This is a genomic window from Pseudomonas oryziphila, assembly GCF_003940825.1.
Lineage (GTDB): Bacteria > Pseudomonadota > Gammaproteobacteria > Pseudomonadales > Pseudomonadaceae > Aquipseudomonas > Aquipseudomonas sichuanensis.
This window is the reverse complement of sequence record NZ_CP034338.1, coordinates 5,155,887-5,169,742: the sequence shown is the minus strand read 5'-3', so window position 1 is coordinate 5,169,742 and position 13,856 is coordinate 5,155,887. Positions and strand designations below refer to the sequence as shown.

The following is a 13,856-nucleotide window of genomic DNA, read 5'->3' as shown; positions in this document are numbered from 1 at the left end:
TCGCGCAGCGGGCTGCGGTCGTTTTGCCACCGAATTTTCGCAACATGAGGGACAAGGATGTTTGCCGCCGCGAACCAGACCCACTTCAGCTTGCACATCGATGGCCTGGAGCATGACTTCCAGGTCCTCGCCTTCGACGGCACGGAAGCCATCAGCCAACCCTACGCCATCGACCTGGAGCTGGTCAGCGAGCACCCCTCGCTGAACCTGGAGAGCCTGCTGCACAAGCCCGCGTTCCTTCAGCTCGGCGACGACGGGCGGGGCCTGCACGGCCTGATCTACCGTGCCGCGCAAGGCGAGGCAGGCAAGCGCCTGACCCGCTATCAGGTCACCTTACGCCCGCAGCTGGCGTACCTGGCCCACCGCATCAACCAGCGCATGTTCCAGCACAAGACCGTGCAGGCAATCATCGCCCAGGTGCTCGAGGAGCATGGCATCCTCGCCAACGCCTACCAATTCCAACTGGGCGCGACGTACCCCGAGCGCGAGTACTGCGTGCAGTACGACGAGTCCAACCTGCAGTTCATCCAGCGGTTGTGTGAAGAAGAAGGCATCCACTACCACTTCCGCCACAGCGCCGACGGCCACCAACTGGTGTTCGGCGACGACCAGACCGTGTTCCCCAAGCTGGCCCCGGTGGCCTACCAGCAGGATGCCGGGCTGGTCGCCGACACGCCGATGATCAAGCGCTTCGGCCTGCGCGTGGAAACCCGCACCAGCAGCGTCACCCGCCGCGATTACGACTTCAAGAAGCCGCTGATCCAGCTCGAAGGCGCCGCCGACAGCCTCGACGAGCCGGCCCTGGAAGACTACGACTACCCCGGCCGCTTCCTCGACCGCCCACGCGGCAAGCACCTGGCCAACCGCGCCCTGGAATGCCACCGCAGCGACTACCAGCAGGCCAGCGGCGACAGCGACCAGCCGCTGCTCGCCAGCGGGCACTTCCTTACTCTGAGCAGCCACCCCAACGCCCAGTGGAACGACCTGTGGCTGCTCACCGATGTGCGCCACCAGGGCCGCCAGCCGCAGGTATTGGAAGAAGCCATCACCAGCGACGTCGATGCCAAGTACGACGGTTTCCAGCAGGGCTACCGCAACTTCTTCGTGGTTACCCCGTGGCAGCAACCGTTCCGCCCGCCGCTGCTGCATCCCAAGCCCAAGGTGCTCGGCACCCAGCGCGCCGTGGTCAGCGGCCCGGCCGGCGAAGAGATCTACTGCGACGAGTACGGCCGCATCAAGGTGCAGTTCTTCTGGGACCGCGAAGGCCAGGCCGACGACAAGTCCAGCGTGTGGATGCGCGTGGCCAGCAGTTGGGCCGGGCAGGGCATCGCCGGGCTGCAACTGCCGCGCATCGGCATGGAGGTTTTGGTCAGTTTCCTCGAAGGCGACCCCGACCAACCGCTGGTGACCGGCTGCCTGTACCACGGCGTGAACATGCCGCACTACAAGCTGCCCGACCTCAAGACCCTGGCCACGATCAAGAGCAAGGAATACAAAGGCAGCCGCGGCAACGAACTGCGCATCGACGACACCACCAGCGAAATCAGCATCGCCCTGCGCAGCGACCACGGCGCCAGTGCGCTGAACCTCGGCTACCTCACTCACCCGCGCCCCTCTGGCGGCGCCCCGCGCGGTGAAGGTTTCGAACTGCGCACCGACCGCCACGGTGCCATCCGCGCCGCCGGTGGCCTGCTGCTCACCACCGAGCCCCGCGCCAACGAAGCCAAGCACCACAAGGACTTGCCCGAAACCGCCGAACGCCTGGCCACCGCCAGCGACCAGCAGGACAGCCTGGCGGAACTTGCCAAGCAGATGCAGGCCCAGGAACCCGGCGACCAGGACACCGTGGCCAAGGACCTGCACAAGCAGCACCAAGGCATCCTCGGCAGCGGCCCGGGCGACCTGACGAAAAACGAATTCGCCGAATTCACCCAACCGCACCTGGTGGTGTCGAGCCCCGCCGGTATCGCCCTGACCACCCCCGGCCCCAACCACCTCACCAGCGGCAGCCACCTGGCCCTGAGCAGCACCGGCCACACCAGCATGTCCGCCGGCAAGCGCTTGCTGGCCAGCGCCAGCCAGGGCATGCGTTTCTTCGTCCAGAGCCTGGGCTGGAAGCTGGTGTCGGCCTCTGGCGACATCGACATCCGCGCCCTGAAGGACAGCATCAACCTGCTGGCCAAGCTCGACATCACCGCCAACGCCGACCGCATCCTGCTCAAGGCCAAGACCGAGCTGGTGGTGCAGGGCGGCGGCAGCGCAACGACTTACAACGCCGGAGGCATCACCCACGTCACCAGCGCCAACTACACCGCCAAGGCCGCGCAGTTCGCCCATATCGGCGCGGCGAGCCTGGCCGGCACCTTCCCCGAGCCGCCCAAACCGGGCAAGGGCGCGCTGGAACTGTTCAACCTCTACGCCAACACCAAAGGCATCAAGGCCGGCGATTACGAAGTCACCGACGCCCTGGGCACGGTGCTCAAGGGCACGCTGGACGGGCAGGGGTTCAAGGCTGTGTCCGGCGCGGCGCCAGGGCCGGCCTGGGTCAACTTCGGCCGCGATCCATCGCCGCCCTGGGCGCCGAGCAGCTACATCGGCGTGGTCGAGTGGCCGGTGCAGGCCCCAGACCCCAACAGCCTGTCGAGCCAGCTGGAGTCGCTGGTCGAGAAGCTGCCGCTGCCCAAGGGCGAGGGCGGCCTGTTCGACAAGGCCAAGCAACTGGCCGGCAGCGGCATGGACGCGGCCAAGAGCGGCATGAGCCTGCTCAAGACCGGCCAGGGCGCCATGCAGACCGCGCAACAGGTACAGGGCGCATTGAAAGGCGGCGTCGCCGGCCTGCCGCAGCTGGCCAGCACCGCCAGCTCGGCGCTGCCGGCCGCCTCCGGCGCCATGGCCAGCCTGCCAAGCCTGCCCAAGCTGCCGGCGATGCCCAAGCTCCCCGCTTTCAAGGCCCCGAGCCTGAACACCGTCACCGATCTTCTGCCAAGTGAATTGATGTCATGACCGCCGATACCTCTGAAAAACCACGTCCAGCCCAGGCGGCGGTCGTCCCCCTCGACCAGATCGGCATGGCCGATGTCAGCCGCGGCGCTGCCGTGTTCGATGCTTGGCTGCGTGAGATCAGCGGCGGCTACGTCAACCTCGAACGGCTCAAGGACACCGCCGAGGTGTTGCCGGTGATCGGCAACATCATCGCCCTGGTGGATGCCGTGGGCGATATCGTCAACCTAGCCTCGGCCAAGGAGCCCGACCCGTGGGATTGGGTGAGCCTGGGCATCAACCTGATTGGCGTGATCCCGGCGCCGCCGACCATGGCTGCCGCGCGCAAAGGGCTGCGGCCGATGCTGACCCTGGCCCGCCAGGAGGGCAAGGAGATCCTCGGCGACGCGCTGGTCGAGATCATCGTCGGCCACCTCAACGCTGACCTGCTCGGTGAACTGGACACCTTCCTGGTCGACGCCCAGGCCCAGCTCGACAGCATCCTCGGCGATGCCGCCAAGACCGGCGAGAGGCTGATCCTCAACACTGCCGACGCCATCGACGCCATCGTCCTCGGCAAGCTCGACAGCAAGGGCGACCTGGACAAGGCCACGCAGATGGCGCAGAAGGTCAGCGATACTTGGAAGTCCGACCCTGCGGTGGCCTTTGAGAACGCCTTCGGCGCGCTGAGCAATGCCTACTCGGCAATGGGCAAGGGCGCGGCCAACACACTGCTGAGCAACGCCGTGCCCACGTCGGTGCAGAACGACGTGCTCAAGAGCACCCAGCAGTTCCGCAAGCTCGCGCCGCAGATGAGCGGCAAGCTGATGAGCTTGGCCAACGCGGACAACAAGGACTCGATCAAGAGCCTGCTGGTGATGCTGCATGACAGCAGTACGAAGTGGCACCACCGCAATCCCAAGGCTATGCCTACGGTGGTCAAGCAGAATTCGACTGCTGAGGCCCGGCATCAGTCTTCTGAAGGGCGGAATGAGACGATCCGCAGTCAAGGGCCGGCCACCGGCGCGTCGAATTGCTGCAAGAACAAGGTGCCATGTAGCACCACCAACCAGATCAATTTTGCGCTCGGTAGCGAAACACTGTTGCATACCGACTTCAGCCTGCCCGGCCCGTTCCCGGTCACCTGGACGCGCACCTACAACTCGCGCCTGGACAAGCTCGACGACGGCATCCTCGGCGCTCGCTGGCTTACCGAGTTCACCACCTGCATCGACGTGCTCGATCAAGGCGTGGTGTTCCACGATTACGACGGTCGCAGCCATGACTACCCGCTGCCTAAGCAGGGCAAGCCGCACCATGATGCGGTGGAATACTTCACTCTGGTGCGCACTGCCGAGCAGCAACTGGTACTGCTGCGTGGCCTGGACCGTCGCGAGACATACGCCCGCCATGGTGATCGTTTCTACCTGACGCATATCCAGTTGCGCAGTGGCGCGGGGGCGATGCTGCACTACGAGCACCGCCATCACGACCGGCCAGTGCTGTCGGACATCAACACTTATCAGGACGACGACCCGACCAAGGTGCACCTGCAACTGGGCACCTTGCTCGACGATCATGGTCACCTCCAGGGGCTGTGGCAGGTAGTCGATGGCAAGCCGCTGCGTCAGCTGTGCGCCTATCACTACGATGACCAGGGCGACCTGATCGCGGCACAGGACGAACACGGTGCGGCCTGGCGCTACGCCTACCAGAACCACCTGATCACCCGTTACACCGACCGGACCGACCGGGGCTTCAACCTTGAGTGGGACGGCAGTGGCCCACACGCCAAGGCCATTCGCGAGTGGGCCGACGACGGCAGCTATGAGACGCGTCTGGAATGGGACGAGCGCATTCGCCTGACCTATGTCACCGACGCCCATGGCCAGGAGACCTGGCACTACTACGACCAGCAGGGTTACACCTACCGCATCAAATACCCGGATGGCCGGGATGAATGGTTGTTCCGTGACGTGAGCAAGAACATCATTCGCCACGTCCACCCCGACGGCAGTCAGGACCGGTACGTCTACGATGAGCGCAGCAACCTGCTCAAGCACATCCGTGCGGATCACAGCGTTCAGCATTACGCCTACGACGATCAGGACCGGTTGACCAAAATCAGCGACGCCGAAGGGGGGCTGTGGCTACGCGACTATGACGAGCGCGGCAACCTGGTCGAGACCGTCGATCCGTTGGGCAACAAGACCGAGTTCGCCTACACCCCGGCCGGGTTGGTCAAGGCGATCAAGGACGCCCTTGGTAACGAAAAGAAGATTGCCTACAACGATGCCGGGCAGCTGCTCGAATACACCGATTGCTCCGGCAAGACCAGCCAGTGGACGTATAACGCCTTTGGCCAGTTGACCGAGTTCGCCGATGCGGCGGGTAACAAGACCGCGTACGAATACCAAGCCGGGCAACTGGCCAAGGTCACCCATCCCGACAAAACCGAAGAACGCTTCAACTACGACGCCGAAGGTCGTTTGCTGGCGCACGTCGATGCCCTCGACCGCTGCACTACTTGGGCCTACAACGCTGTCGGCCTGCTGGCCGAGCGCGTCGATGCCGCGGAACACACCCTGCGCTACCGCTGGGACAAGCTCGGTCGCTTGATCGGGCTGGAAAACGAAAACGAGAGCAAGGCCAACTTCCTCTACGACCCGGTCGGTCGCTTGTTACAAGAAACAGGCTTCGATGGCTTGGTGACCCGCTACCAGTACGACCCGTATAGCGGTCGGTTGGCGAGCACTCAGGTCGGTCAACGTCGTATCGACCTGACCTTCGACCGCATGGGCCGATTGCGCGAGCGTACGGCCCGCCTGGGCGATCAAAGCCAGAGCGAAACCTTTGCCTACGACGGCAATGGGCAACTGGTTCAGGCAGTGAACGCTGCCAGCAAGCTGCAATGGTTCTTCGACGAGGCGGGCAACCTGACCCGCGAGCACCAACACTACTTGGCCACCGGCACGCCAATGGTCGCGGTGTGGCAGCACGAGTACGACGCGCTCAACCAGCGCACCGCCACCATCCGCCCGGACGGCCACAAGGTCAGTTGGCTGACCTACGGCAGCGGCCACCTGCTCGGCATGACGCTCGACCAGCACGAAATGCTGGCCTACGAGCGCGATGACCTGCACCGCGAGGTGGTGCGGCACCAGGGTAATAAGTTGATGCAGGCCCAGGCCTGGGACCCGGCAGGGCGTTTGCAAGAGCAACTGCTGGGCAGCCATGACGGCCAGTCCACGTTGCTCAAGCGTCAGTACCGCTACGACGCTGCGGGCCAGTTGACCAACATCCACGACAGTCGTCGTGGCCAGTTGGAGTACCAGTACGACCCGGTTGGCCGTCTGTTGCAGGCCACCAGCCGTCTCGGTGTGGAGACCTTCGCCTTCGACCCGGCGGGTAACCTGCTGGACCAGAAGACCCAGGAACTTAACCGCCCACTTGAAGCGGATCCACGTCGCAACAAGCTGATGGACAACCTGCTGCGCGAGTATGCCGGTACTCATTACCGCTACGACGAGCGCGGCAACTTGGTGCACCGTCTGCATAACGGCGCTCATGCCCACCTCACCTGGGACCTATTCGACCGTCTGGCCAGCTACAACGACGATAAACTCAAGGTCGAGTACAGCTACGATGCTTTGGGCCGGCGTCTGCACAAGCATTCAGAGGCGCATTTCTGGGATCGACCCGAAGCGGGCACTGGCTGGAACCAACTGCAACGGGCCAAGCGGCAGCGTGAACTCGGCTGTGGCTTCACCCTGTTTGGCTGGGACGGCGACAGCCTGGCCTGGGAAAGCTCACCGCCTCTCGATGAAGGCGACACCGGGCGCACGGTGCATTACCTGTATGAACCGGACAGCTTCATGCCGGTAGCTCAGGCCTTGCACAAAAGCCCGATCCGCCTGCACAAGCAGCCGGATTGGAGCCAGCGCGAATACGACTTCGATCAGGATCCGCTGTGGCACACCGAGGTGAAGCCGCAGGCGTTCGACGCCATTGCCTGGTATCAGTGCGACCACCTCGGTACGCCGACGGAATTGACCGATGAACAGGGCAACATGGCCTGGTCGGGGCAGTACAAGGCCTGGGGTGAGGTACGTGAGGAGCGATCGGACTGGGCCAAGCAGCATGGCCTAAGTAACCCGATTCGCTTCCAAGGGCAGTACCACGATCATGAGACCGGGCTGCATTACAACCGCTATCGGTACTATGATCCAAGGGCTGGGCGGTTCATCAGTCAGGACCCGGTGAGCTATGTAGGAGGGTTCAATCTCTATGCCTATGCCGTAAACCCGACCCACTGGATCGACCCATATGGGCTCACGGGCCAGAAAGTTTGTGATCTATTCCATGAGTGGGCACCGGAACTCGCTCCCCGTGATGGTACTGGTACTCCCAATAGTGTTTACACTCAGGTCAGCGGTGATGGGAAATTTGCAGTGCAAAATACCATCTATAACAGTGATGGTCTTGCGGTTGGCCAGGTAGACTTCAAACGTCATGGCAAGGAGGCACCTCCCGGACATGGCCATGTTCTTTCGCCTCCTGGGAATATCCAAAGCGGACATGGGAAGGGAGCAGTGCATCTGCCACCAGATCAAGTTCCTGAAGGGTGGAGTGTAATCCCACCCGGCACGCAACCATCACAAAAATAGTTGGAGTAGGTATGGAAAATGAAGTCAGACTGTTGGATGAATACTACGGTTTCGATGATGGAGTCTTGAAAGCGTTTGAGTATTTCTTTCCCAAGGATGGGGATTGCTATGTGAGAATAGAATTGTATGCTCAGAACTATGAGGTAGAAGGTGATGTCTGGCGGCGTGTGGATATATTTGTTCGTGAAGTTAGTGATGTTAGGTCAACTGTTATTCCAACGGTTATCCACTCCAAGATAAAGCTTTTAAGATTCAATGAAGGGTGGTGTTTGGAAGTGAATGGTGATTTTGGTGTTGAGCCGGCCTCGTTGAGTGAAGTGAAGCGACATAGTACTTGCTACGTTGTTGGTCAATCTGTCGAAATATTGGAATTTAAATAGTTGTTGGTCTGGCTGGCTTTGTAGGGTAGGGAGGTCTGTATGTCGTTTGGGGATATTGTAAAGATTTTTGAGAGGTATAAAAATTTTAAAGGTTGGCACATAAGGTTTTTCGGATACGAATTCGAAGATTTTGGAGTGCTAAATGTAAAAATTGAAATGAGCGGTGCTGCGGATGAAGTTTCTGGGGAGGTGCTAAATCTTGGTGTGAAGGTGTGTGGTGTTGTAGAGGTTCGTTCCGATTTTGTTGGCGGGAAAAGTCGCTCCATTTTTAATGGTGTGAGATTCTCGACTTCAGGTATCGGAGGCTATTGTTTAGAATTTGATGGGTTTTTCGAAGATGTTCCGATCACATTGGATGTGATCAGGCGGCGTAGTGATTGTTATATTGTTGGTAAGTCAGTAGAGATTTTTCAGGTTAGGTGATGCAACAGGGAAAGGGGACTGATTTATTCTTCACTATAATTTCTGCCCAAGCGGGTAGAAAGGGTTAGGAGCTTAGGCGATATCGGCTGAAGAACGCAGTCCTATTCATTTAGCTAATTCATCTGTGTTAATAGCCCTACAGGGTGGGTTGGCCAATTAAAGCTGCAGGGTGAAATTCTTAGAAATAAGCACGGTTATAATGAAAATTGGACTTTGAAGGGTGTTTCTGCAGAAAATCCGTCCTTCTGATATAGAGGCGTGGTTGGCAACTAGTGCTGCTTCTCATGCTTATGCGAGAGGCATGGGATGTTCAAATGAGGGGCGACAATGGATGTTGTTAGGTTTTTAGAGGGTTTTCTGAAGCGGATGCTGGCCTGGGAGGTCGAGTATCATAAGCGTCGTCGTTCTAATGAATATAAAACAAGTGCTGAGGAGCGGCTCAAGGCTGATATCGAAACGAAAGCAAAACTTGCAGTTATTTTCGAAGAGTGTCTGAGTCGTAAAGCAAATGAGGCTATAGCTCGGAGCAGGCTCGATTTGCTAAATACGGGGCGGCCACCTGAATTCGCTCAGGCAGTAATTGTGGGCTCTCAAAAAGAATCCGGTGGTATTTTTTTTATTGAAACTTTTAACGCTAAGTCTTTGGTTTCGTATCGGCGGTATAGTGTTGTCGTAGAGTGTGGGCAGCTCAAAATAAACGCTCTGTATGGGCGTGCAAGTGAGGGAGCAAAGTGGAGTTCGAGGGAGTCTATTTGAGTTCGGATATAGCACAAATGTTGTGCCTGTTTTACCTGAGAGTGGGCTTTGTAGATATGGATTCCATTATTTGGTCTCAGATTAAGAGAGTTTAACAAGGCATTCCTTGTCAGCGTCATCGTCCAGGCCCCCTGGTCCCGAGCCGTGCCGGCCACACTTTATCAAGCTAGAATCAATGGCGTGATAAAGTCGCGAGTGTTTGAAAGTCCTTGTTTTTGTTTTTGTTTTTGTTTTTGTGACTGTGACTGTGACTGTGACTGTGGCTAGGGGGGTAAATGGAATCAGTTGAACGTTTGCGGTGCTTTATTGAGGACATGCTTGAGTGGGAGACTTCGTTTGGGTCTAAAAGGCGTGCCCACCAGAGAGAAATGCCTGACGATCAAGAAGGTCGATTGTGCTTGGTACAAGACAATAGAGAAAAATTGCTGGGAATATTCGAGAAGCATTTAAGCTCCTCCGCCCTGGCGACGACTGCACAAGCACGTTTGAGCACTATGGGCACAGCCCGTCCTCCAGAATATGCGCAGTTGATAGTTGAGGGGACGGAAGCCCAGGTTGGGAAGAAGGTATATATTGAAACATATAACGAGAAAAGTATAGTTTCGCGCCGTCGTTATTCTATGGTCTTTGATGGTGAAGATTCAAGGGTTGATGCCATTTACGCTTGGCGTGAAAGTTCTGATAAGTGGGAGAAAATGAGAGCGATATGATTTGGTTGTGCGGGTAATCCAGAATGGCCTGGAGGCGCGTGAGGCAGGGGGTTATGTCGAATTAGGAGGCTATGAGGTACTTCGTGGAAGATAAAGAAGATTTTTGTGTTATTAAAGTGTTTGTTTCGAAAAGAAAAGGCCCAGTATATGAAGAGCTTCCTGCTCTTCAAAAAGGCGAGCATGTCTATGAGCTCTTGTCATCTCCAGGGCTCGCCCTTAACCTTGCAAAGGGGGATCTGATTAATATTGAGGATCCAGGCTCCCCTGCGGTGGTGATAAGAAGAGGGGGTAATTTCTGCATTAATTTGTATGCGGAGCATATTGATGCGGACACGATTTCAATGCTGGAAGCTGAAGTGAATAGCTCGTTGGGTGGTACGCTTGATGGCGTATACCGAGGGAATTTGGCGTTTAGTGTTCCTGCGAGAAGTGGGCGGGATAGAATTAGAGAGGTCTTTAATAAACTCAAGGAAGAGGCGGGTATTGAATGGTACTATTCGAATATATATAAGAATTTCAATGATCTTGATGATGATACGTTGTTGGACTGGTGGCTAGATAGTTAGGCTTATTGCTTTGCGGGGTGGCGGGTGCGACTAGTTTGACGGCTGTTCAGAGTTTCTTGTGCGAAAAAAACGTAGGACAACTGCTTTGTTCATCTGTACTCGCTATGTCACCAAGAGCCTGCGCATTACGGCCGGTTGGTTAGCTAAAGGGACGACAAACTCAAGATCGATTACAGCTACGGCGTCCTAGGGCTCCGTCTGCAAAATCACTCGAAAGCGCACTTCCGGGGCAGGCCCAAGGCCGATAACGGGTGGAACCAGTAGAATACTATTAGACGGCAACTAATGATGCTGCTGTACAAACTTATCTTTCGGCAGTTCAGTCACGCTGTCAAATGTGCTCAAGGCAGCAAGGTGGGCAGGCTTCTGTATTTTCTAAAGCGATGAAGAAAAAATGAGCAGTTAAATAATGGAGAATAAACTCAGGGGCAATCCTAGTCATGAACAAGAGGAAACGTGTAAGCGGTACGGTGTTCCACCGCACGCACCTGAAGAGCGAGTGGCTGTAGCGTTTAATACTCTAAGTGAGTCTCCGATCTACGGTACACGTATTCGAGGTGCGAAAGACGGTGGAGTGAGTTGGTTCTTCTATTGCGGACATCATTCGGAGGCGGATGACTTTTACCAAGCGCTTCATGCTCATCATCTAATAGAGGACTTGCCGGAGGTTGTTAAATACTTATATCTTCCAGAGGGCGCTAATTTCATCATCGACAGAAATGGCTATGAAGATGTGTGGTTTGACTAATTTGCGGCGCAAGTTTGTGGAGCTTTCAGATGGCCTTGAACGCGTCGTTTTGCAGTGAAATTGACTCGATCTTACTCTGCGGGGTGCTAGTGTTCTCGAGGTCATGCAGGTCTCGCTGAAGTCTTGAGCTACCTGTATGGCTTTGTCCAAACTCATCTGATCCACCGTCTGCACTACGGATCACATGCCCACTTCACCTGATACTTGTTTGATCGGCTAACGGGCTACAACGACGATAAGCTCGAGGTCGATTACAGCTGCAGCGCGATGCCAAAGAGAATGGATTGTTAATGCCCGATAGTGCAGATAAAGCAAAGAGTATGGGTAAGATGTTTTATCATTGCGGCTCTCATGCGAAGGTGTATTAGCCTATGATCGATAACATGGTTGCGAAAGTTCAAGATAGATACGAAGCTGGAGTGATAGATGAGGCGCAGGCTGGCTCAGAGGTGGCCACTATCCAGAAGAGATTAAGGACAAGCTTGTCGGTCTCGGGTAAAAGACAGCGGTGTGTTAGATAAATCAGATGGTGGCAGGATGAAATATTTTGTTATTTCGCAAGCGGAAGCACCGGGGGCTCCGTTAGGTTTCTTGAATGCGGCTCTGTATGATAAATACTATGAGAATAGTGAAGGTGTGGAGTATGGCTTTTTTCCTTGGTACGCCGAACGTAGGGAATCTAAAGAGCATGCGCCGTTTCCGGCAGGTATGGTGCTGATATCAAAGGATAAAAGCTATTCATTTGATATTAGGGGAGTGGCAGGATTCTATGTGGTGAGTGATGAGTTTCTGCGCATCTGTAGTGAATTTACCACCTGTATCGAAGACTTCGCTTCTATTGAAGTTTTTGCCAAGGATGGGGAAAGAGTATCAGAAAAGAAATACAGCGCGGCTTATCTCGGTGGTCTTGATGTTCGGGGCTATGCAGCCCCCGAGTCTGCTTTCCTCGAGGAGGATGGTTTGATTTTTAGGATCAAGAAACTTGTGATGGATAGGGAGGTTGGTCTAGACCTTTTTCGTTTCAAAGGGCTTCATGCAGGAAGCGGTACTTTGATATGTTCTGAACGTTTTGCTGACTCTGCGAAAGACCTGCACGGCATTACAATTCAACCTATGGATTCCATTGTTTGGTCTCAGGTCAAGAGAATTTAGCCAGGCATCCCTTGTCAGCGTAATTGTTCTGGCAACCTACCGACACGGCGCACTGCAGGTCGCGCTGCTCACCACCGAACCGTGCGGCAGCAAGGCCAAGCACCAAAAGGATCTGCCCAAGACCGCTGAGCGCTTGATTACACATATGTAGGCCATTTAAAGCGTATAAGGCAAAGAAAAATATGAAGTCTGTAGAGAAGTTGGCGTTCAGTAAGTTAGAGCGTTTCGTAGAAGGTATCTCGAACAGGGACTCCTCCGTGTTGCAACGAGAGTTTTCTATAAGTCCCTCTGTGATTGATGAAATATATGAATCGATTGGCGACTATTATGATCTAGGAGTAAAGCTGTCAATTGCGAGCTTGGCAGATGCTGGGCATCTCCAGCTTGGAGGGCGGAGTTTGATCGATTTTTACCCTGTGAATGATGGCGGGTTGGGTGTGGAATGCGCATTGCTCATTGACGGAAAAGTAGGGGAGGCTATTTTGCATGCCGAGTTTTCAATTGATGGTGATAAGTGTGAGTTAAAGTACAAGTACATAGGCTCTTGACTTCAGGGATGCTTGGCGTTGTTTCTCTTTAATGTAGGTGGGTTGAAGTTTAGAGATTTGAATCGCCCATAGTTACGTAGACACCAGGGGCGATTCACTGCTAGGGGTAACTGTAATTAGGTGATCAGAGGCGAGCCTAGGCATACATGGCGTGCGCAGCACTCAACGCAATTGCCAAGGAGCCAGCACGCCGACTCCCTGGCACAGCACCACTCAGTGCTTCATCCCCAACTCAGCATCATCCATCAACGCCTTGGCCAGCGCGCTCAGGTAGTACGACGCCCAAAGCAGTTGGGGCTTCTCTTCCATGATCCCGGTGATGGTCAGGTCACGCACGCAGCCCATTAGCTCCGATGCCTGGTCACGGGCATCCTGGCAGGGGATGCCGGGTTCGATGCAGAACAGCGGGGCGGTCATGCCTTCGCCTTGGTAGAACTTGGTCTTGCCCGCAGTGGTGCGGGGCGTGGTGTCGTCTGTGTTCATTGCTCACTCTCCCTGAAATGATCGGTGCCTGGGCGGGCCCTATCGCGGGTCAAGTCGCATCGGCGCACCGCCGCTCCCACGCAGGCATAACGCTGCGGGCGGAGGGTTGCGTGGGAGCGGCGGTGCGCCGATGCGACTTGCCCCGCGATAGCGTCAGCCCAGGCGACACATGACCAACGGCCTAGTGGAACGCCCGGCGCTCCATCTCTGGCATTTGCACCTGAATCAGTGCCGACTCAAGCAGCACCCGCAGCGCCTCGATCTCATGCATCAACGCCATGATCAGAATCGACGCGGGCGACTTGGGCTGCTGGATCGAAATGGCCTGATGCGCCACAGCCTGCGCGCACAGGGCGTACTCCGTGGCCTGGATCAGGGTGTCTTCAAGGGAATGATGATTGTGGGGTGGATCTGGGACGATCTTTAGCATTTTGGGGTACCTGG

The 13,856-nt window shown here is 56.4% G+C and carries 12 protein-coding genes; 10 read left to right on the top strand and 2 right to left on the bottom strand.

The features are described from left to right. Window positions 1–57: 57 nt before the first annotated feature. From EJA05_RS24125 to EJA05_RS24080, 10 genes are all read left to right on the top strand, one after another. Complete coding sequence (locus EJA05_RS24125) at window positions 58–3,003, top strand: type VI secretion system Vgr family protein (protein ID WP_125860378.1); 2,946 nt, start codon at window positions 58–60, stop codon at window positions 3,001–3,003. Then, the gene (locus EJA05_RS24120; protein ID WP_125860376.1) at window positions 3,000–7,646 is read left to right on the top strand and encodes an RHS repeat-associated core domain-containing protein; all 4,647 of its coding nucleotides are present in this window, start codon (window positions 3,000–3,002) and stop codon (window positions 7,644–7,646) included. Before EJA05_RS24125 ends, EJA05_RS24120 begins: the two co-directional genes overlap by 4 nt. 11 nt (window positions 7,647–7,657) lie before the next feature. Next, entirely contained in the window at window positions 7,658–8,026 is a 369-nt protein-coding gene (locus EJA05_RS24115) for a hypothetical protein (protein WP_125860374.1), read from the top strand. 39 nt (window positions 8,027–8,065) lie between these two features. Then, window positions 8,066–8,449 carry a hypothetical protein gene (locus EJA05_RS24110; RefSeq protein WP_125860372.1) on the top strand — a complete coding sequence of 128 codons (384 nt, stop codon included), beginning with the start codon at window positions 8,066–8,068 and terminating at the stop codon, window positions 8,447–8,449. 327 nt (window positions 8,450–8,776) lie between these two features. After that, window positions 8,777–9,205 carry a hypothetical protein gene (locus EJA05_RS24105; protein ID WP_125860370.1) on the top strand — a complete coding sequence of 143 codons (429 nt, stop codon included), beginning with the start codon at window positions 8,777–8,779 and terminating at the stop codon, window positions 9,203–9,205. Window positions 9,206–9,480: 275 nt separating this feature from the next. Further along, entirely contained in the window at window positions 9,481–9,915 is a 435-nt protein-coding gene (locus EJA05_RS24100; protein ID WP_125860368.1) for an NTF2 fold immunity protein, read from the top strand. Between the two features lie 83 nt (window positions 9,916–9,998). After that, window positions 9,999–10,481 carry a DUF4265 domain-containing protein gene (locus EJA05_RS24095; protein ID WP_223811872.1) on the top strand — a complete coding sequence of 161 codons (483 nt, stop codon included), beginning with the start codon at window positions 9,999–10,001 and terminating at the stop codon, window positions 10,479–10,481. 409 nt (window positions 10,482–10,890) lie between these two features. Beyond that, window positions 10,891–11,229, top strand: a complete 339-nt coding sequence (locus EJA05_RS24090; protein ID WP_125860364.1) for an immunity protein Imm33 domain-containing protein — start codon at window positions 10,891–10,893, stop codon at window positions 11,227–11,229. 537 nt (window positions 11,230–11,766) lie between these two features. Further along, window positions 11,767–12,381, top strand: coding sequence for an Imm43 family immunity protein (locus tag EJA05_RS24085; protein WP_125860362.1), 615 nt, complete (start codon window positions 11,767–11,769; stop codon window positions 12,379–12,381). Between the two features lie 182 nt (window positions 12,382–12,563). Next, complete coding sequence (locus tag EJA05_RS24080; protein ID WP_125860360.1) at window positions 12,564–12,929, top strand: hypothetical protein; 366 nt, start codon at window positions 12,564–12,566, stop codon at window positions 12,927–12,929. A 213-nt stretch (window positions 12,930–13,142) separates the two neighbouring features. Here the strand turns inward: EJA05_RS24080 and EJA05_RS24075 are convergent, their stop codons facing one another. Together EJA05_RS24075 and EJA05_RS24070 are read right to left on the bottom strand one after the other, a co-directional pair. After that, entirely contained in the window at window positions 13,143–13,412 is a 270-nt protein-coding gene (locus tag EJA05_RS24075) for a DUF3077 domain-containing protein (protein WP_125465535.1), read from the bottom strand. A gap of 181 nt (window positions 13,413–13,593) precedes the next feature. Then, the gene (locus EJA05_RS24070; RefSeq protein ID WP_125860358.1) at window positions 13,594–13,842 is read right to left on the bottom strand and encodes a hypothetical protein; all 249 of its coding nucleotides are present in this window, start codon (window positions 13,840–13,842) and stop codon (window positions 13,594–13,596) included. Window positions 13,843–13,856: the final 14 nt, after the last annotated feature.